The sequence below is a fragment of the Mycobacterium shottsii genome (genome assembly GCF_010728525.1).
Classification (GTDB): Bacteria; Actinomycetota; Actinomycetes; order Mycobacteriales; family Mycobacteriaceae; genus Mycobacterium; species Mycobacterium marinum.
The window spans coordinates 14,485-31,504 of the sequence record NZ_AP022572.1 but is presented as its reverse complement, the minus strand read 5'-3'; the positions used below and the strand labels follow the sequence as shown (position 1 = coordinate 31,504).

The following is a 17,020-nucleotide window of genomic DNA, read 5'->3' as shown; positions in this document are numbered from 1 at the left end:
GCCAGCGGCTGCCGGCGGCCACGGCCGTCACAGCGTCACCTTGATCGCCACCGCAGTCGCGACGATGTTGATTGCGAACAACGCCATGAATGTAAATACGACGGTCTCGTTCACAGCGTTACCGACACCGGCCGGCCCACCGCCGACGGAGATCCCCTTGTAGCAGGCGATCAAACCGGCCGATAGCCCGAACAGGGCCGCCTTGACCAGCGCGATCACCACGTCGGTGGTGCCGATGATCAGGGTCAGGCCGGCCGCGAACGCGCCTGGTGAGACGTGCTGGATGAAGACGCAGAAAAAGTAGGCGCCGGACAGTCCGACCAGAATCACGCTGGCCGACAGCGCCAGCGATACAGTGGTTGCGGCCAACACCCGCGGCACCACCAGCGCTTGAATCGGGTCGACGCCCATCACCCGAAGTGCGTCGAGCTCCTCGCGAATGGTTCGGGCTCCCAGATCAGCGCACATGGCGGTAGCGCCGGCCCCGGCGACCACCAAGACCGTCACAATCGGTCCGATCTGTCGCACCGAGCCGAGCGCGGCCCCGGTGCCCGAGAAGTCCGCGGCACCGATCTCGGTCAACAGGATGTTCTCGATGAAGGTCAACAACACCGTGTACGGGATGGTCAACATCAGCGTCGGCAGCAGTGACACCCGCGCCACAAACCAGGCCTGCGCAATGTATTCGCGCCACGCAAACGGAGGATGGACCATCGCCACGAACGTGTCGAGCGCCATCGAGTAGAAGCCGCCAAACGCCCGCAGCGGCTTGGCCACGGCAACAGGAGCAACCATCAGCGAGTGCCCGCCTGCCCGCTGACGACAGATATTGACTGCTGTCTTTCTTCGGTGAGTACCGTCCCTCCGAGAACACCGCAGCGATGTAAATGTGGCTGACGTTAACACTTGTGAACGTCAGAAAGCGATGGCCTTTGGACCTCATATTGGTGTTTTTCGTGTGGTTTGATCGAGGTGTCGCGGATAGCGCGAGTCCAGCGATGCAATCCGCGTGGCGAGGAAACGAGCATCCGATGCCCACACAGCCATCGACACCCCGATCGGGAGCCAGCCCGCAAAGCGGCCTTTCTGCCATGCGGTCCTGGCTCAAACGATCGGCCATGACCGGGTTGTTCGCGGTTCTGATTGGCGCAGCCGCGCCCTCGGCGTTGAGCTGGGCCACGCCACCACGAACGCCTGCCACACCCGGGCCGGCGGCGTCCTGCTCGTACCGCCTGGACCCGCCACGGCGTACCACCCTCGCGTCCGGGGTAGCCGCGGTCACCTCCAGCATCGTCGCGACCAGCTGTTCGGGCGACGCCCAGCCGGTGCGGGTGACTGCCTGCATTCGGGCCGACGGCGTGGGCACGCAATGCCACGCCGAAGCCGGTTGGACCGCGGCGGAGTTGAACTTTCGCCCGTGGCGCGCGGGGTTGACTTACATCGCGACGGGTAACGGCTGCGCCCTGGTGGGCAACCCCCCGGTACAGGTGTGCACGCAGCTGGGGCCGATCTCGGTTGGGCTGTGAACCCGCCAGGCCAGCCGGTTGGCGGCGCTCACGTGGGTGAACCGTAGACGGCCACCACCACGGTGCGGTCCAGGCTGTTCTCCGACCAAACCCCGATCGCGGTGTATTTGCAGTCGCGCATGATCGCGAGGTAGTCGGGGTTGTTGTACCACTGATTTATCAGCTCGACACCGCTGATTGCCAAGGCCGGGTTGATTGCCACCGTTTCGGCGACATAACCGCGAAATCCGGCGGCCGCCGCCCGGTCGCTCGGTGTCGACCCATCCGATCCGATATCTCCGTCTAGGGCACGATTTCCCAGCACATCGTTGGTATGCCACTGGGCGGCCAATTGCAGGCGCGGATCAATTCGCAACTCGCTGGTGCACCCGGCCTGGTGTTGGATGGTGTAGACGTTGGCCACTACACCGTCGTTGAGTCTCTTGTTGTCGGCGTGCGCCGCCGGAGCCGTCGACAATGCCGCGCTCAGCAGCGCCAGGCCGATCATTACCGGCAGCGGCATCTGCTTTCGCAGGTGTCCACCTGCCATCCGAGGACCTCCTGTCGCCCCGCTGCCTACGGCACCACCGGCGGGCAGTTCATCGGCGCACCAGCCTCCGGTCCGCCGACTAGCTCGGGACCGTACGCCAAGTATCGAAATGAGGGCAGTTCCGTTTGAGCTCAATGATTGGAGTTCTCGTTCAATTGTCTGATTGGTGCAAGAATGGCGCTTGCGGTGCAAGTGTTGCACAGTTTCAGCCGGAATCAGCAGCATGCGCCGGCAGATGTGCGGCGATGCGTGCCGGGCCATTGCCGGTGATGACGCGCGGCCGATGCGCCCGATGTTCAGTTGGTCCGGTGCAACAGCATCGAACAAGTCGAGGCCGTCTGCCGGATGCTCTGGTCGCCGACGTTCATTTGCCGGTCGACTGGGCGGAAGCCAGCAACGGGCTGAGCCGATAGTCGACCAGGCGCCTCATCACCAACCCCGTTGTGGTCTTCTCGACGCCGTCGATGTCAAGGATCTGGCCTGCTATGCGGTAAAGGTCCTCGGCGTTGCGGGCGACGATGTGGACCAGCAAGTCGGTGACACCGCTGAGCCCGTGGACTTCGAGAACCTCGGGCACACCCTCGAGTGCATTGCCGATCTCGCCCAATTTGCGTTGGGTGACGGTCACCATGATGAAGGCGGTCAGCGAATAGCCAAGCGCGGCAGGATCGATGCGGCGCTCGAAAGACTGAAGGACGCCGTCCGCTTCCAGCTTGGCCAACCGTGCGTGAATCGTGTTGCGGGCCAACCCCGTAGTGTGCGCCAGCGCGACTACGGCCGCGCGCGGATCCTTGATCAGGGCGTGCAGGATTTGCGTATCGATGTCATCGATGAGGTGATCCCGCTTGGGCATATTGCCCTCCTTGAGGCCGAAGTAACACATCCCATGTGAGCATATTGCTCAGATTTCATCGACCTACTTGCCGAAATCATATGAGACCGTTGCACTTGCTGATTCATCTGCACAAGCCAATCTCCTAGGTGGGGCACCATGAACTCGACCACCTCAGTCGATACCAGTCGTGGAATCGTCAGTGTCGACACACTCGAGGCCATCGCCGAGCGGGTGCTGTGGCTGTCGACGTCGATGGTCCATCACGCCAACCGGGTGCGGTCGGATAGCTCGGGATTGAAGGTCGGCGGCCATCAGGCCTCGAGCGCGTCAATGGTGACCATCATGACTTCACTGTGGTTTCAACAACTGCAGGCCGGGGATCGGGTGTCGGTCAAGCCCCACGCCTCACCGGTGTTGCACAGCATCAACTACCTGCTCGGCGCGCTGGACGAAGAACACATGACCACGCTGCGTGAGTTCGGTGGCCTGCAGTCCTATCCGAGCCGGTCCAAGGATCCGGATCCGGTGGACTACTCGACCGGGTCAGTCGGGATCGGGGCAACCGCCCCGATCTGGGGGGCCGTGGCGCGCCGTTACGTCAACGCCCAGTTGGATGCCGGCGGCAACGGTCGGCAGTACTCTCTGGTCGGCGACGCCGAACTCGACGAGGGTGCGGTATGGGAGGCCATACTGGATCCCGGGATCGCCGAACTCGGCGAAGTCGTCTGGATCGTCGACCTCAACCGCCAGTCCTTGGACCGAGTGGTACCCAACATCGCTGCGCACCGACTCGAGGCAATGTTCGACGTGGCAGGCTGGCAGGTCATAACAGTCAACTTTAGCCGACTTCTCCGGTCCCTGTTCAGCCGTCCCGGAGGGGAAGCGCTGCGTCGGCGCATCGTTGCGATGGAAAACGCGGAATACCAACGTCTGCTGCGCTGCGATGCCGAGCAGATCCGCCAGCGACTCCCCGGTGACGGTCCACTTTCCGGCGAAATCGCCGCGTTGATCGCCGACATCGATGACGCGACGCTCACGGCGGCGATCCGCAACTTGGGTGGTCACGACCTGGCAGCCCTGATCGAGGCATACCAACAGATCGATGACACCCGACCCACGGTCATCATCGCCTACACGATCAAGGGTTTCGGGCTACCCACAGAGGGCCATCCACAGAACCATTCCGCCCTGCTCAGCCATGACGAATACGCCGCTCTGGCAGCACGACTGGGAATGAACCCCAATAGCCCTTGGCTACGCTTCGCGCCTGACGGCCCGATGGGGCGGCTCTGCGCCGAGACCGCAGAGCGGCTACGGCGCGACCCGATTCCGGCCGCCAAATCCCCAACCGTCCCGAGTGACATCGGTCGTACTCCCAAAGGCACCGCAACGACCCAGGCCGCTCTCGGCCGTGTCCTGCTCGACCTGATCCGCGAGGCACCCGACGCGGCGAAGCGTGTCGTCACGGTCAGTCCTGACGTCAGCTCGACGACCAACCTGGCTGGATGGGTGAACAAGGTCGGGGTGTGGTCGGCGAGCGAGCGACACAACTGGTTCGCCGATGATGCCCAGACTCTGATGCACTGGAACGAACGTCCCAGCGGGCAACATATGGAACTCGGTATCGCCGAGACGAACCTGGTTGGCCTGATCGGCGAACTGGGCGCCACGTGGAGTCGTTGGGGACAAACTCTTTTCCCTATCGGGGTGCTCTACGACCCATTCGTCGAGAGGGCGCTCGAACCATGGTCTTTCGGGATCTACGCGGGCGGCCAGTCCATCCTCATCGGCACTCCGTCAGGGGTCAGCCTGGCCGCCGAAGGCGGTGCACACCAGTCCATCAAGACCCCATCGATCGGGCTCGAACAACCGGGCTGCATCAGCTATGAGCCAGCGTTCGCGATCGATGTCGAATGGACCCTGCTGGCCAGCCTCGCCCGGCTCGGAAGACCCGATGGAACGTCGGCCTACCTGAGGTTGTCGACTCGGCCTGTGGACCAGGCCCTGGCCGCCGTACCGGATGACCCCGCCGCCCGCGAGCGTCGTCGCCGCCAGGTGGTTGCGGGTGGCTATCCGTTGCGGCGCCCAGACGGCGCGAAAGTGACCATTGCGGCGATGGGTGCGGTGATCACCGAGGCCCTTGCCGCGGCCGACCGGCTCAATCGGGCCGGGGTGCCGGCCGACGTGCTCTGCATCACCAGCCCCGGCCTGCTGTTTCAAGCGTGGCAGGCGCGTCAGGGCAGGAGATCCGCCGATACCTGGATCCTGGATCAGCTCTTCCCCGCCGACCGTGCGACACCGATGGTCACCGTCCTCGACGGACACCCTCACACTCTTGCTTTCCTGACCAACATCCAGCAGGTCCGTTTGACCGCGTTGGGAGTATCCGGATTCGGCCAGGCCGGGGCCCTCGAGGACGTCTACCGCTACCACGGCATCGACACCGACAGCATTGTGCGAGCGGCCCTGGATGTGGCTACCTAAAACGAAACGTGGGATCGCATCGATGAATGAGCGCTGCTGACGTCGATTGCGGCTTCGAATGGTTTCGGTTCGCCCGATATACGGGCAGTCACCGGAGGCCCCGTCAAATTGGTGCGCGGGCGCGCGGTAAGGGCCAGACGGGCAACCTCAGGGGCGGCTGCTGGGCCGGTCGCGATGATCACTCATTGCCCACATTGCCCACATTGCCCACATTGCCCACATTGCCCACATTGCCCACATTGCCCACATTGGCCACCAGCAGAGCCGTCACGCTCTTGCGATATTCAAATGCGCTAGTGCACTCGTAGATCTCAAATGGGTTGGAATTCGGAGATCAGCCAACGGTCGCCGACCTTGTCGAGTTTCACTCGCACCGTCGATGCCATATCGGTGGGTGGGTCGTCGCCGATGACCGTGGTCTGATCCACGAAGACAAGCACCACGGCATGGCCCCAATCCGCCGATACGGTGGCGGCCGCGGGCACCCGAGCCACCGCCGAAATCCGTTGCTGTTTGGCGCCGGGGATGACCACGTCTTTGGTCAGCTGGGTGTAGGAGTCGCGGAAGGTTCCGGTGAGGTGGTCCTGGGCGGCGGTCAGGTCCTTTTCGACTGTCTCGGGTTTGTACGACAACATCGCCACCGTGCCTTCCCGGGCGGCCTGCAGCGCTTGGACCCCGGCGATCTGGGCGTAACGCATCGTGTCGTACTGCCAGCGGAGGACACCTGCGGTGATTGCCAGCAGCAGCGCGAGGCTCGGCAGCACGACCCAGGCCAACACGGCGGCCCAACTGGACTTGAGGTGGGGTCGGCGGCGTCGTGGCCGCGAGTCCTCCGGCTGGGAGGCGTCCTCGGTTTCGGCCGGGGCGTCCGCGTCGGACTCGCCATCCGATTCCGAGTCGGGTTCGGTGTCGGGCTCTGCATCGGAGTCGGAGTCAGCGCCGGCCGGGTTTGATTGCGCTTCGTCCGCGGGTTCGTCCGCGGGCAGCGGCTTGCCGGATACTTCGTCGCCCGATGTTTCGGCAGACCCCTTAGCCACGGCGGGTACTTCTTCTCGCCGAGCGGCACGCGTCGGCGTAACCGGGCGTGGAGGGTCCGTCGGGCACGGGCCTCGACATTGTTGAGGTCAATGGTGGCCACTCCATCGGCACAGTGTCCCTACCTTCCGGTGCGTGCGGCCACATTACCTTGGCACGCGAAGCCCTCTTAGGGAATTTCGCGGCGATGGGCCTCGGCTTTGGCTGCGAGCGGTCCGCTCCGTCAGGTCCCACATCGTCACGCCGACGCGACCGGTAGCCGCGCAGCGAAACGTCGCCGCGTTGGCAAGCTGAAAGTGCAGAACGGCATTCTCGGGAAGATTCTGATCAACGAATGCGGCGATGTTTTTCTCATCGAGGTAACGGGCATGGCACAGTAGTGTTCGTGCGAATAACGGTGCTCGGATGTTCCGGAAGTGTCGTAGGTCCGGACTCGGCGGCGTCGGGTTATCTGCTGAGGGCTCCGGACACTCCACCGATCGTCATCGACTTCGGTGGGGGAGTGCTGGGCGCGCTGCAGCGGCATCTGGATCCCGCATCCGTGCATGTGCTTTTGTCGCATCTGCACGCCGATCATTGCCTCGATATGCCGGGGTTGTTCGTGTGGCGGCGTTACCACCCGTCGCGCCCCAAAGGTAAGGCGTTGCTATACGGCCCGAGTGACACCTGGTCTCGTTTGGGCGCGGCGTCATCACCCTTCGGCGGAGAGATCGACGATTGCTCGGACATCTTCGATGTGCGCCATTGGGTCGACGGCGAACCGGTGACCCTTGGCGGCGTCACAGTGGTGCCGACGGTGGTCGCACATCCCACTGAGTCCTACGGCATGCGCTTTACCGATTCCACCGGCGCATCGCTGGCGTACAGCGGTGACACCGGAATGTGTGATCAGCTCATCGAGCTGGCTCGCGGCGTTGACGTTTTCTTGTGCGAGGCGTCCTGCACGCACTCGCCGGATCGCCCGCCGGACTTGCACCTGTCCGGGACTGAGGCCGGGAGAGCCGCGGCCCGCGCCGGTGTTCGCGAACTGTTGCTGACCCACATCCCGCCGTGGACGTCGCGTGAGGACGTGATCAGCGAGGCCAAAGCGGAATTTGATGGCCCCGTGCACGCGGTGGTGTGCGACGAGACTTTCGAAGTCAGCCTGGGCTGAACTGCTGCGTCGGGCTCGCGGGTGGCCCGGATCGTCAGCGCCGCCCGTGCGTGTCGGGCGCCCTCGGATTGGTCTCTGTCGGTCGAGCTAGGGTTGGCGTCGTGTCCAAACGAGAAGACGGCCGCCGCGACGACGAGCTTCGCCCAGTGGTTATCACCCGAGGGTTCACCGAAAACCCCGCGGGTTCGGTACTGATCGAATTCGGTCGCACCAAGGTGATGTGCACAGCCAGCGTCACCGAAGGCGTGCCGCGCTGGCGCAAGGGGTCCGGGCTGGGGTGGCTCACCGCGGAATACGCGATGCTGCCGTCGGCAACCCACACCCGCTCAGACCGGGAATCGGTGAAAGGGCGGGTCGGCGGACGCACCCAGGAGATCAGCCGGCTGGTCGGCCGGTCGCTGCGGGCATGCATCGACTTGGCGGCGCTGGGGGAGAACACCATCGCTGTCGACTGTGACGTGTTGCAGGCGGATGGCGGCACCCGCACCGCGGCCATCACCGGTGCCTACGTGGCACTGGCAGACGCGGTGAACTACTTGGCGGCGGCCGGCAAGCTGTCGGATCCGAGGCCGTTGTCCTGCGCCATCGCTGCGGTCAGCGTGGGTGTGGTCGATGGCCGGGTTCGGGTGGACCTGTCTTACGAGGAAGACTCCCGCGCCGAGGTCGACATGAATGTCGTTGCCACCGACACCGGGACGCTGGTTGAAGTGCAGGGCACCGGTGAGGGCGCGACGTTCCCGCGGTCGACCTTGGACAAGCTGCTGGACATGGCGCTGGGGGCATGCGACACGTTGTTTGCCGCCCAGCGTGATGCCTTGGCGCTGCCGTACCCGGGTGTATTGCCCGAAGGGCCGCCGCCGTCGAAAGCGTTCGGAAGCTGAGCCTGCCAACCTGGCCTCCCGGGCCATCGAATCCGCGTGGATTCGGGGTGGAAATTGGTCGGCGGTGGGCACGTCGCTGCCGCTGGCTCGCCTTGGCTTTCGCTGACTTTAGTTGACTCAAAGTGGCTGGTCAGCGTTCCGTGCCATGCCGTTATGGTAAACTCGCGACGTCAAATTGAGTTTTGCCAAAACCAATGTTCCGTCACGTTTCTAGGATCAATTAATGGTTAGTCGGCGAGTCCCACTCGAGCATGCCTTTCTCAATACCCCGTGGTAGGCAATGGGGCAGATGACGCATGGACTTGCGGAACCACGCATCAACGAAGTCGCGACGCGCGCGCGGGCGGGTTTGCTGAACATCATCTCGGCAATCACCATCGCGTTGCTTTTGCTGCGGCCGGAAACCGATCCGGTGATCATCGTTGGTCCGTTCGTGCTTTTTGACATGTTGGCCGCGGCGGCCACGGGACTAACGCCGTTGAGCCCAACCGGAATTCTGGGCACGGCGTTGACGATGGGTACTCGTCCGGTGTGGAAACCGACGCGGCCAAAACGCTTTGCGTGGTTGCTCGGTGCCGCCTTGGCGGCGACGTGTCTTGCCATGCGGCTGTTGGGTGCCTCGCCCGTGGCGATGGCGGTTGTTGTCGCGATCTGTTTTGTCCTGACCTGGTCGGAGGCCACGCTCGGATTTTGCGTGGGCTGCTATATGCACAAGTTGATTTGGGGTTGTGAGGATTGCGAGGTTCCTTACGTCAGGGGAATCGCGACACGACCGGAAATCAACCAGGAAAGTCCAGCAATAAACTTGGAAAGTCGCGCGTAGGTTCGCGACCCTGGCCGCGCGCTTGGCCAGCGCTGGGCAGCACCCAACTGACGCTGAGGATGCGATGACCCTCCGCGTCTGCAGCCGGCACCCGCGAGACGGGAGCGAGCCGAGATCGTTTCTGCAGAGGAGATGACCATGTTTCGGAGTGAGTGGTGACCAAGCTGCTGGTGGCCAGTCGCAACGCCAAGAAGCTGGCCGAACTTCGCCGGGTGCTCGATGCCGCCGGATTGTCGGGGGTGACCCTGGTGTCCCTCAATGACGTCGCGCCGTTTGATGAAGCGCCCGAAACCGGCGCGACATTCGAGGAAAACGCGCTGATCAAGGCGCGCGAAGCGTTCGCTGCGACCGGTCTGCCCAGCGTCGCCGACGACTCCGGTTTGACGGTGGCCGCGCTCAACGGGATGCCCGGCGTGCTCTCCGCCCGGTGGTCTGGCAACCACGGGGACGACGCCGGCAACACAGCGTTGTTGCTGGCCCAGTTGCGCGACGTACCCGAGCAGCGCCGCGGCGCCGCATTCGTCTCGGCGTGCGCACTGGTCTCGGGCTCGGGCGAAGTTGTGGTGCGTGGCGAGTGGCCCGGTGCCGTTGCGCACGAGCCGCGCGGCGCCGGCGGGTTCGGTTACGACCCGGTGTTCATCGCCGACGGCGCGAACCGCACCGCCGCCGAGCTAAGCCCGGTGGAAAAGGACGCGCTCTCTCATCGTGGGCGCGCGTTGACACTGTTGCTACCCGCACTGCGGGCCCTGGTGACAACCCAACCCTGACCCGGGGCGCCGCGCGGGGTCTTACACGGCGAAGCGCGTCTTGATGTCCTTGGTCTGAAAGTGCTCGACGATGATGCCCAACAGCGGGATCGTGCCGGCGAGCAGCACACCCACCGTCTTGCCGATCGGCCACCGGACCTTGACCGCCAGGTTTGCGGTGAACAGCAGGTAAGCGAAGTACACCCAGCCGTGGACTACGCCGATCCAGGTGGGCGGGTTGTCCACCTTGACGACGTAACGCACCACGATCTCGTAGCACAGCGCGATCAGCCAGATCCCGGTCGTCCACGCCATGATGCGATAGCCGACGAGGGCGCTACGGATCTTCTCGACCGGAAAGGTCGTTGTGGTCTGCCCCGCTTCGGGGGTTTCGGGTGTGGTCATGCGGTAGTCCTGTTCTGCTTTTCGGCATCATCTTCGGCCAGTGCGGCAAGGTAGGCGTTGTACTCGCGCAATGCGGGGTCATCGGGCGCAGCCGGATCGGGCGTGGTTCGCTGCGGCAGCAGTCCGGCGGGAATCTCCGTCACCGCTGCTGGGTCGCGCGGCTGCGGGGGCGTCTCCTCATAGCGCACGAACTTGCGGTAGGCGTAGACGCAGAACCAGGCGAACATGGGCCACTGCAGCGCGTAGCCGAGATTTTGGAAGCTGCCCGAGGTCGACTCGAATCGGGTCCACTGCCACCAGCCCAGCGCCAGGCAGCCGCTGGCCGCAATGATCACCAGGGCGATCAGCGCGGGCCGGCGCGCGCGGCGGCGGGGGGTGGTGGTGGACACCCCTCGACGGTACCGCGCGGGCCCGGTAGGGAGCTGATGCCGCCCGTCGCGATCAACGGCCCGACGGTCGAGTCCGCACCCGATGTCACGGTGCGTTCGGTACCGCTGACGTCTCGTGTGATGGCTGACTGGGTAATATCGCTAGGCGCGCGGGCGTGATGAAATTGGCAAACATGCCGGCTTTAGGTGCCGGTGCTCGAAAGAGCTTGAGGGTTCGAGTCCCTCCGCCCGCACCGATGTGGTTTCCCGGGCTGACGCCCGGTGGTGCCGGTCGCATGTGGCCGGCGCCGTTCTATCTCCTTCTGTACGTCCGGACCAGGGGTGGGCCGACGAGCGCGAAGACGTGGGGCTCTAAGGTAAGGTAACCCTTATTCTTTAAAGTAAGGCAACCCTTATTCGGTGGGGGTCCTAGGTCTAGGTGCGCATTCGATGAAAACCATGACGTCACGTATGGGCGGGGGAACGCCGCTCAACGCGATGGACGACACCATTCGAGTTGGTCGCGCGCCCGGGCCATCGCGGTCGGGTGCCGACGCGACGATCCCGGTGTCCGCGGCGCCGGCCGGACACGTGAGGTGATCGTGCTGCAACGGACCGTTGCCCATCGTCGGGTACCTACGGAGTTGGTGCGGCCGTCGTCGGCCGCGTTGATCCGCGGGCCGGTAGCGAAGATTGCGCCGGGTCGCCGGATCGGGAAAGTCGCGGTGGGGCGCACCGTCTCGAGAGAGGATCGCTGATGGCACGCGGGTTGCAAGGCGCAGTGTTGCGCGGTTTCGGCGCTCGTGATCACACCGCAACGGTGATCGAAACGGTGTACATCGCACCGCATTTCCTGCGGATCCGGATGGTCTCGCCGACGCTTTTCGAGGATGCTCAGGCCGAACCCGCGGCCTGGCTGAGGTTTTGGTTCCCGGACCCGAAGGGGTCCAACACCGAGTATCAGCGCGCTTACACCCTCTCCGAAGCCGATGCGGCTTCCGGCCGCTTCGCGGTCGACGTGGTGTTGCACGAACCGGCCGGCCCCGCCTCGCAGTGGGCCCGCTCCGTGCAACCCGGCGCCACGATCGCAGTGATGTCGCTGATGGGTAGCTCGTCGCGCTTCGACGTACCCAAGGAGCAACCCGCCGGCTATTTGCTGATCGGAGACTCGGCGTCGATCCCGGGGATGAACGGGATCGTCGGAACGGTTCCCGACGACGTACCAATCGAGATGTATCTCGAACAACACGACGACAACGACACGCGCATCCCCATCACGGCACATCCCCGATTGCGGGTGCATTGGGTTCGCCGCCGAGACGAGACATCGTTGGCCGAAGCAATCGAGACCAGGGACTGGTCGGACTGGTATGCGTGGGCGACGCCGGAGGCCACCGCCCTCAAACACGTTCGCAAGCGGCTGCGCGACGCATTCGGATTCCCCAAGTCCGTGGTGCACGCCCAGGCGTATTGGACCGCCGGCCGCGAGATGGGCACCTGCCGTGAAGGCGTGCCAGACGCCGCCGCAGGCGGTGCTTCGACTTGCCTCGATGACCAACCCGAAGTCGCGCTGGCGCAGGCCGAAACCCCGGAGCCGGTAGCCCAATCGCCGGTGGCGGCCACGCCGCGCGGCAGTTGGCGTGCCCAGGCCGCGGGCCGGTTGCTCGCGCCGCTACGTTTCGCCCTGATTCTGTCCGGGGTGCTGCAGGTGGTGGCCACCCTGGTGCAGCTGGCCCCGTTCGTGCTGCTGGTTGAGTTGGCCCGAATATTGTTGTCGGGGGTCCAAGAATCCCGGCTCTGGCACGTTGGGCTGGCCGCCGTTTCGCTGCTGGGCCTTGGGACGTTGCTTGGTGCCGCCCTCACGCTGTGGCTGCACGTGGTTGACGCCCGCTTTGCTCGCGGGTTGCGTGCGCGGCTGCTGGGCAAGATGTCTGGGCTGCCGTTGGGTTGGTTCACCGGGCGCGGGTCAGGTTCCATCAAGCAACTGGTGCAGGACGACACGCTGTCGCTGCACTATCTGGTTACGCATGCGATTCCGGACGCGGTCAACGCGGTGGTTGCCCCGGTGGCGGTGCTCGTCTACCTGTTCATCGTCGACTGGCGGGTTGCCCTGGTTCTGCTCATCCCGGTGCTGATGTATCTGGTGATGACGTCATCGCTTGCGGTCCAGTCCGGCTCGCGCATGGTTGCCTCGCAGCGCTGGGCCGAGCGGATGAACGATGAGGCCGGGGCCTATCTGGAGGGTCAGCCGGTGATTCGCGTCTTTGGCGGCGCCGCGGCATCGAGTTTCAAACGCCAGCTCGACGAGTACATCAAATTCCTGGTCACCTGGCAGCGTCCGCTGGTGGGCAAGAAGACCATGATGGACCTTGCGACCCGGCCTTCGACGTTCCTGTGGCTGATCGCCGTCATCGGCACGCTGCTGGTGATCAATCACCGAATGGATCCGGTAGATCTGCTGCCGTTCTTATTGCTGGGCACCAACTTCGGTGTCCGACTACTCGGCATCGCCTACGGAATCGGCGGCATCAGCGCCGGTGTGCTGGCCGCTCGCCGGCTGCAAATCACCCTCGATGAACCGGTACTGGAACAGCATACTGGGCTGGCCGAGGCCGACTCGGCGGCGATGGTGGTGTTCGACAAGGTCAGCTTCGGGTACCGGCCGGGAGTGCCGGTGATCCGGGACGTGTCGCTGCAGCTGCGTCCGGGCACCGTCACCGCGCTCGTCGGGCCTTCGGGCTCAGGCAAGTCCACCCTCGCCGCCCTGCTGGCTCGGTTCCATGATGTCGAGCAAGGTTCGATACGAGTTGGGGGACAAGATATTCGGTCGCTCACCGCCGATGAGCTCTACGAGTGGGTCGGGCTGGTGCTGCAGGAGACTCAGCTGGTGCACGGGACTGTTGCCGAGAACATCGCGCTAGCCGTTCCCGATGCACCGGCCGAGCAGATCCAGGCCGCGGCCGGCCAGGCCCTGATCCATGACCGCGTGCTGCGGTTGCGCGATGGCTACGACACCGTGCTGGGAGCCGGCGCCGCGTTGTCGGGCGGCGAACGGCAGCGTCTCACCATCGCCCGCGCCATCCTGGCCGATACACCGGTGCTCATCCTCGACGAGGCCACCGCGTATGCGGATCCCGAATCGGAATACCTGGTGCAGCAAGCACTTAATCGGCTGACCAAGGATCGCACCGTGCTGGTCATCGCGCACCGACTGCATACCATCACCGGAGCCGACCAGATCGTGGTCCTCGATCGTGGCCAGATCGCCGAGCGCGGTACCCACGGTGAACTGCTCGCCGCCGACGGGCGCTACCGACGGTTGTGGGAGACCGGTTGTGGCAATCAGGTGGAGCTGGCCGCGATCCAGGAGGGCGAACGATGATCCGCACCTGGATAGGGCTGGTGCCGGCGGACCGCCGCGGCAAGTTGATCCTGTGCGCCGCGGTTGGGGTGCTTTCGGTTGTGGTCCGCGCGATCGGCACGGTGCTGCTGGTTCCGCTCATTGGTGCCCTGTTCAGCAGCACCCCACAGCAGGCGTTGGTGTGGCTGGGCTGGCTGACCGCTGCGACGGTATCCGGGTGGGTGATCGATGCCATCGGCGCACGCATCGGTTTCGAGCTGGGTTTCGCTGTGCTCGACCATTCCCAGCACGGTGTAGCAGACCGGCTGCCCGGTGTGCGACTGGACTGGTTCACCGCAGACAACACGGCGACCGCCCGTCAAGCGATCGCCGCCAGCGGGCCCGAACTGGTGGGACTGGTGGTCTACCTGCTGACGCCGCTGGTCTCGGCGGTCCTGCTGCCACTGGCCATCGGGCTGGCGCTGCTTCCCATTTCCTGGCAGCTGGGATTGGCCGCGCTTGCCGGTGTGCCCCTGCTGCTGGGTGCGCTGTGGGCGTCGGGGCGATTTGCTCGACGTGCCGACAAGGTCGCCGACGAAGCCAATATTGCGCTCACTGAGCGCATTATCGAGTTCGCCCGAACCCAACAGGCGCTACGTGCCGCGCGTCGTGTCGAGCCTGCCCGCAGCCTGGTCGGATCCGCGCTTGCGCGCCAGCACGGCTCGTTGATGCGGTTGTTCGCCATGCAGGTCCCCGGCCAGCTGCTGTTCAGCATCGCCAGCCAGCTGGCGCTCATCGTGCTGGCCGGAGCGACCGCGGCGCTGACCGTGGGCGGCACGCTGACGGTTCCCGAGGCGATCGCCCTGATTGTCGTGATTGCCCGTTACCTGGAGCCCTTCACCGCCGTGAGCGAGCTCGCTCCCGCGCTGCAGAGTGTGCGCGCCATGCTCGATCGCATCCGGTCGGTGTTGACGGCACCGGCCGTGGCGGCCGGGACCGCCACGCTGCATGACGGCCCTGCGGCGGCGCGGATCGAATTCGACCACGTCGCATTCAGCTACGACGGCGCCACCGAGCCGGTGCTTGGCGGGGTCAGTTTCTGCCTGCAGCCGGGTACCACGACTGCGATCGTGGGCCCCTCGGGATCGGGAAAGAGCACGATCCTGGCGCTGATTGCGGGTCTGCACCAGCCGACCGGAGGCCGCATCCTGATTGACGGAGCCGACGCCGCGACGCTGGATGCGCACACCCGTCGCACGCTGTCGAGCGTGGTGTTCCAGCATCCCTACCTGTTTCATGGCTCGATCCGCGAGAACGTGCTGGCGGGAAACCCGGGTGCGGACCAGGATCAATTGGGCGGGCGATCCGCTTGGCGCGGGTTGACGAGCTGATCGACAGGCTGCCCGACGGCGCCGACACCGTTGTGGGCGAAGCCGGTTCCGCGCTGTCGGGCGGTGAACGCCAACGGGTCAGCATCGCGCGCGCCCTGCTCAAGGACGCCCCGATGCTGCTGGTCGACGAAGCAACCAGCGCGCTGGACACCGAGAACGAGGTCGCGGTGGTCGATGCACTCACGGCCGATCCGCAATCACGCACCCGGGTGATCGTCGCCCACCGACTGGCGAGCATCCGTCATGCCGACCGCGTGCTCTTCGTCGAGGACGGTCGAGTGGTCGAGGACGGATCGATCGATGAGCTGCTCGCCGCCCAGGGCGCTTCCATGAGTTCTGGCGACAGCAGCACGATGCCGCCGAATGGCGGATCCGCACCGGCTAGATCAGGTCGGCCGAAACTGATGCCGTATGACTTACAGTTGCTAGGTGGCCGCCTTGGTTTCCATCCCTCGCCACCCCACCGACGTAACCCCGCAGTGGCTGGCGGCGGTCCTTGGCGAACGCGGCACACCGGTCGGGGTATCGGGAGTCGATGTGGTCCCGATCGGCACCGGGCAGACCGGAGCCACCTATCGGCTGACCGTCACCTATGACCCGGATCCGGCGGGTCTGCCGGACACCTTTGTGATCAAATTGCCGGCTCAGGATGACACCGTGCGGGACCGAGTCGTCGTCGGTTATCGCAGCGAATGTGCGTTCTATTCTTCGGCTGCCGATCGGGTCCGGGTTCCGACCCCGCTGCTTTTACTGCGAGATCACAGAAGATGCAATGGATTTCGCGCTGCTGCTGGAGGATCAGGCGCCCGCGGTGCAGGGCGACCAGCTCACGGGCTGCGGCGAACGTGAGGCGCTGCTGGCCGTCGTTGCGCTGGCCGGGCTGCACGGGCCGAGCTGGTGTGATCCGGTTTGGCTGGACCAGCCCGGGATCGCATTCCCTTTCCCGGATGAACCTTTCGCCAACGGTCTTGGTGAGGTGGCGCGGATGAGTGCGGAGATCACCCTGGACAAGCTCGGTGATCGGCTCAGCGCCGCCGACCGCGAAACTTTGACCGAGACCATGAATCTGGTGACGCCGTGGTTGCTCGCCGAGCGGGACCGGTTTGCGCTGCTGCACGGCGACTACCGGCTCGACAATCTATTGTTCGACCCTGACCTGCGCCGCGTCGCCGTGGTCGACTGGCAAACCCTTGGTATCGGCCTTCCGGCTCGAGACCTTGGGTACTTCACGGCAACCAGCCTGAATTCCCAGGTGCGTTCGGACATCGAGGAAAGCCTGGTCGATGACTACCACCGAAACCTGTTGAGCTACGGCGTCACCGGATATGACTGGGAAACATGCTGGCGCGACTACCGACTGGGCATGCCGCACACGGTCCTCATCTCGGCCCTCGGATTTGCTTTCGCCACCGCCACCGAGCGTGGCGACGAGATGGTGTTGACCATGCTGGGGCGAGGTTGTCAGGCCATCCGGGATCTAGAGACGCTAGAGCTGATCGGCTGA

The 17,020-nt window shown here is 64.8% G+C and carries 13 protein-coding genes, 1 tRNA gene and 2 pseudogenes; 10 read left to right on the top strand and 6 right to left on the bottom strand.

Annotated elements, in window-relative coordinates; all coding sequences use genetic code 11:
• Nucleotides 1–27: 27 nt before the first annotated feature.
• Nucleotides 28–795: an MlaE family ABC transporter permease gene (locus tag G6N41_RS00130; protein ID WP_012395639.1), complete on the bottom strand. Its 768-nt coding sequence runs from the start codon at nucleotides 793–795 to the stop codon at nucleotides 28–30.
• A gap of 323 nt (nucleotides 796–1,118) precedes the next feature.
• Here G6N41_RS00130 and G6N41_RS00125 point away from each other — a divergent pair, with 323 nt between their 5' ends.
• The gene (locus tag G6N41_RS00125; protein WP_198966247.1) at nucleotides 1,119–1,526 is read left to right on the top strand and encodes a toluene tolerance protein; all 408 of its coding nucleotides are present in this window, start codon (nucleotides 1,119–1,121) and stop codon (nucleotides 1,524–1,526) included.
• Between the two features lie 28 nt (nucleotides 1,527–1,554).
• Here G6N41_RS00125 and G6N41_RS00120 read toward each other — a convergent pair whose 3' ends face one another.
• Nucleotides 1,555–2,028, bottom strand: coding sequence for a CAP domain-containing protein (locus G6N41_RS00120; RefSeq protein ID WP_407663855.1), 474 nt, complete (start codon nucleotides 2,026–2,028; stop codon nucleotides 1,555–1,557).
• 391 nt (nucleotides 2,029–2,419) lie between these two features.
• Nucleotides 2,420–2,908, bottom strand: coding sequence for an Lrp/AsnC family transcriptional regulator (locus G6N41_RS00115; protein ID WP_012395638.1), 489 nt, complete (start codon nucleotides 2,906–2,908; stop codon nucleotides 2,420–2,422).
• A gap of 138 nt (nucleotides 2,909–3,046) precedes the next feature.
• On the opposite strand from G6N41_RS00115, the gene G6N41_RS00110 reads away from it, so the two are divergent.
• The gene (locus tag G6N41_RS00110) at nucleotides 3,047–5,374 is read left to right on the top strand and encodes a transketolase-like TK C-terminal-containing protein (protein WP_198966245.1); all 2,328 of its coding nucleotides are present in this window, start codon (nucleotides 3,047–3,049) and stop codon (nucleotides 5,372–5,374) included.
• A 311-nt stretch (nucleotides 5,375–5,685) separates the two neighbouring features.
• On the opposite strand, the gene G6N41_RS00105 is transcribed toward G6N41_RS00110, so the two are convergent.
• Nucleotides 5,686–6,411, bottom strand: coding sequence for a hypothetical protein (locus G6N41_RS00105; RefSeq protein ID WP_198966244.1), 726 nt, complete (start codon nucleotides 6,409–6,411; stop codon nucleotides 5,686–5,688).
• A 377-nt stretch (nucleotides 6,412–6,788) separates the two neighbouring features.
• Here G6N41_RS00105 and G6N41_RS00100 point away from each other — a divergent pair, with 377 nt between their 5' ends.
• From G6N41_RS00100 to rdgB, 4 genes are all read left to right on the top strand, one after another.
• Nucleotides 6,789–7,562 (top strand): cyclic nucleotide-degrading phosphodiesterase, encoded by a 774-nt coding sequence (locus tag G6N41_RS00100; RefSeq protein ID WP_198966243.1) that lies wholly within the window; start codon nucleotides 6,789–6,791, stop codon nucleotides 7,560–7,562.
• Nucleotides 7,563–7,663: 101 nt separating this feature from the next.
• On the top strand, nucleotides 7,664–8,443 hold the full coding sequence (gene rph / locus G6N41_RS00095; protein ID WP_198966242.1) for a ribonuclease PH: 780 nt from the start codon (nucleotides 7,664–7,666) through the stop codon (nucleotides 8,441–8,443).
• Between the two features lie 280 nt (nucleotides 8,444–8,723).
• On the top strand, nucleotides 8,724–9,266 hold the full coding sequence (locus G6N41_RS00090) for a DUF4395 domain-containing protein (RefSeq protein ID WP_198966241.1): 543 nt from the start codon (nucleotides 8,724–8,726) through the stop codon (nucleotides 9,264–9,266).
• Between the two features lie 152 nt (nucleotides 9,267–9,418).
• Nucleotides 9,419–10,033, top strand: a complete 615-nt coding sequence (gene rdgB, locus G6N41_RS00085; protein ID WP_198966240.1) for an RdgB/HAM1 family non-canonical purine NTP pyrophosphatase — start codon at nucleotides 9,419–9,421, stop codon at nucleotides 10,031–10,033.
• A 21-nt stretch (nucleotides 10,034–10,054) separates the two neighbouring features.
• Here the strand turns inward: rdgB and G6N41_RS00080 are convergent, their stop codons facing one another.
• On the bottom strand, nucleotides 10,055–10,417 hold the full coding sequence (locus G6N41_RS00080; RefSeq protein ID WP_020730080.1) for a DUF3817 domain-containing protein: 363 nt from the start codon (nucleotides 10,415–10,417) through the stop codon (nucleotides 10,055–10,057).
• A complete protein-coding gene (locus G6N41_RS00075; protein WP_020730081.1) occupies nucleotides 10,414–10,806 on the bottom strand; it encodes a lipoprotein in 393 nt (130 codons plus the stop codon). The genes G6N41_RS00080 and G6N41_RS00075 overlap by 4 nt, the downstream gene beginning before the upstream one ends.
• 149 nt (nucleotides 10,807–10,955) lie before the next feature.
• Between G6N41_RS00075 and G6N41_RS00070 the strand changes: the two genes are divergently transcribed.
• The 4 genes and pseudogenes from G6N41_RS00070 (at nucleotide 10,956) to G6N41_RS00055 (ending at nucleotide 17,020) form a co-directional block, all read left to right on the top strand.
• A tRNA-Leu gene (locus G6N41_RS00070) sits at nucleotides 10,956–11,039 on the top strand.
• A gap of 503 nt (nucleotides 11,040–11,542) precedes the next feature.
• Nucleotides 11,543–14,167 carry an ABC transporter ATP-binding protein/permease gene (locus G6N41_RS00065; RefSeq protein WP_198966239.1) on the top strand — a complete coding sequence of 875 codons (2,625 nt, stop codon included), beginning with the start codon at nucleotides 11,543–11,545 and terminating at the stop codon, nucleotides 14,165–14,167.
• Nucleotides 14,164–15,901, top strand: a pseudogene (locus G6N41_RS00060) (ABC transporter ATP-binding protein). Before G6N41_RS00065 ends, G6N41_RS00060 begins: the two are co-directional and overlap by 4 nt.
• A gap of 53 nt (nucleotides 15,902–15,954) precedes the next feature.
• A pseudogene (locus G6N41_RS00055) lies at nucleotides 15,955–17,020 on the top strand (phosphotransferase family protein).

Bases quoted from the DNA above. Each gene is read 5' to 3' on its own strand.
- G6N41_RS00115 (WP_012395638.1), bottom strand. From the start codon at position 2,908: ATGCCCAAGCGGGATCACCTCATCGATGACATCGATACGCAAATCCTG.
- G6N41_RS00065 (WP_198966239.1), top strand. From the start codon at position 11,543: ATGGCACGCGGGTTGCAAGGCGCAGTGTTGCGCGGTTTCGGCGCTCGT.
- G6N41_RS00120 (WP_407663855.1), bottom strand. From the start codon at position 2,028: ATGCCGCTGCCGGTAATGATCGGCCTGGCGCTGCTGAGCGCGGCATTG.
- G6N41_RS00130 (WP_012395639.1), bottom strand. From the start codon at position 795: ATGGTTGCTCCTGTTGCCGTGGCCAAGCCGCTGCGGGCGTTTGGCGGC.
- G6N41_RS00110 (WP_198966245.1), top strand. From the start codon at position 3,047: ATGAACTCGACCACCTCAGTCGATACCAGTCGTGGAATCGTCAGTGTC.
- G6N41_RS00090 (WP_198966241.1), top strand. From the start codon at position 8,724: ATGGGGCAGATGACGCATGGACTTGCGGAACCACGCATCAACGAAGTC.
- G6N41_RS00125 (WP_198966247.1), top strand. From the start codon at position 1,119: ATGACCGGGTTGTTCGCGGTTCTGATTGGCGCAGCCGCGCCCTCGGCG.
- G6N41_RS00080 (WP_020730080.1), bottom strand. From the start codon at position 10,417: ATGACCACACCCGAAACCCCCGAAGCGGGGCAGACCACAACGACCTTT.